Below are 1913 nucleotides of genomic sequence, written 5' to 3'. Positions count from 1 at the left end.
CCTGAACATAAAAATGATTCATTTCGTAATATGAATATAAAAGAAAAGATGGCAACAATTTTAGGAATAGCACTTCTCATAATCCTGGCAGTGGGTTTTGTATTTGGGCTTTTTTTCTTTGGCTTGGCGGGAATATTTGAATTACTTGATGTACGATATGAATCCATCTGGTCATTGGTTGTTTTCGTTATCAACTTCATTATTTTAGGCATCATTGTTGAGTTATTTTCTAAAGTAATTTTCAATGTGTCCGTCCGGAATATAACAGGTAAAAGAAAGGTGATTTTGATTCGAGCCATTATTGAAGGCACATCGAATTGGTTAGTTCTGTTTACGGTGGATGAGCTTATGACAAGTATTGCACTTTCCTTGAAAACAGAGATTATTATTGCATTGCTGCTTACTGTAATAGAGATTGTTTTTGATGGAGATGACGACGATAAAGAATAAGTTGCTAATATTAATTGATTATGGCCATAATCCAAGGGCTGTTATTACTATTGATAACGCCATTCCCAAAAAGCTTGTTATGCCTGTTTTGGAAATAACAGTGGAAAGCATTATAGTTAGTCCTATAAAATAGGCTACAAAAATTATAGATTGTGTTAATTCAGAGACATAAAATGATTTAGAAAACAATGTTATTAACAATACGGCAGCTGTTAAACATACAATCCAAAAAAGTAAAGTTCCTAAGAATTTACCTAAAATAATATTTTCTCTTGAGGTCTTGGTTGCAACAAATCTAATTGTTCTGGATCTTAATTCTTCATTTATCGTGTTATGAGATAAAGTGAAAACAAATAAAGGACTAGCTAATAATATAATTATTAATAACCCAGTTGCATAAGGGCTATCTCCCATACCTAATTCTTGACTTGGTGTAATCGTTCCTATAATATTTTTCGCCACGATGACATGGTTGTTTGCTAGTGATAGAATTGAAAGTATCACTATGTACATTGTATTGCTCATAGTTGGGCTGATTATCTTAATAGAAGAATGGATAAGAGGTAGAAAAGCCTTCAATAAACGACGTCAAAAGGAAATGAATATTATGAAAACAAAGGAATTATAATGTAAGCATTAAAGTTTAATAAGTATATCTGGATTCTATCTGGGACTACAGCTTCAGACAGTTCGGGGGGACTCAGGCGGATGAATATATTGGTAGGATAGCGGCGGGGTTTGACGTGCTGGCCACGCATAACATTGGGACTCAGCGCCCGGGAATGGGGGAGGATATCTACTCGCAACCAGTGGAGAAGCACATGGACTACTTCGGGTCATCGTATGCAGTGGTCACAATCATCCGTATTCTCAGCCAGTCTCAGGATACATCACGACACGAGCCCTGGAGATAACGAAAGCTAAGAGAGATTGTTATTAATTCTTTAATATCAAATACTTAGTTCGTACAATCTATCTTATGTTAAATTTAGTCCGTCGTTCATTTAGTTCATAACAGGCCGCAGACTACGATTAATCATACACAGACATAATCTTTCATTTGGTTTAAAAAAACGCTAGCCGGTCGCGGTGGCTGTGGCCGCGGCCTTCGTTGCGCTGCTGGCCACCCCGGCGCTCCCCTCGTGCCTGCCGGTGCTGGCGGCGGCCATGGTGGCGGTGGTGGCCGGCCTGTGGCCGCGAGGCGCGGACGGCTCCGACACCGGGACAGTAGCCGGAGCCGGGGGCGCGGCCAGGACGAGGGACGGGCGATGAGCGCCCTGTGGATCGCGGTGATCGTGGCATCGCTGGTGAGCTTCGGTCAGAAGTGGCTGGGCTGCCAGGTGCCCTCCGAGGTGCTGGAACGGCCGCGGGTGGCCCGCGTGACGCGGCTGCTGCCGATCGCCCTGCTGGGCGCGCTGGTGGCGGTGCAGGCGGGAACCAGTGGAACCGCCCTCGTGGCCGAT

The 1913-nt window shown here is 43.2% G+C and carries 3 protein-coding genes; 2 read left to right on the top strand and 1 reads right to left on the bottom strand.

What is annotated here, in order from left to right; genetic code table 11:
* Window positions 1–450: regulatory YrvL family protein (locus BTM36_RS23650; protein ID WP_077238200.1), on the top strand; the 450-nt coding region annotated here is incomplete at its 5' end.
* A gap of 18 nt (window positions 451–468) precedes the next feature.
* Here the strand turns inward: BTM36_RS23650 and BTM36_RS23645 are convergent.
* The gene (locus tag BTM36_RS23645; RefSeq protein WP_217349615.1) at window positions 469–912 is read right to left on the bottom strand and encodes an ABC transporter permease subunit; all 444 of its coding nucleotides are present in this window, start codon (window positions 910–912) and stop codon (window positions 469–471) included.
* Between the two features lie 806 nt (window positions 913–1718).
* Here BTM36_RS23645 and BTM36_RS23630 point away from each other — a divergent pair.
* Window positions 1719–1913, top strand: a 195-nt coding sequence (locus tag BTM36_RS23630) for an AzlD domain-containing protein (protein ID WP_174616907.1), incomplete at its 3' end; no start/stop codon positions are given.

This window comes from Herbaspirillum sp. VT-16-41, assembly GCF_001994935.1.
GTDB classification, from domain to species: Bacteria; Pseudomonadota; Gammaproteobacteria; order Burkholderiales; family Burkholderiaceae_D; genus Herbaspirillum; species Herbaspirillum frisingense.
This window is presented reverse-complemented; position numbering and strand designations above follow the sequence as displayed.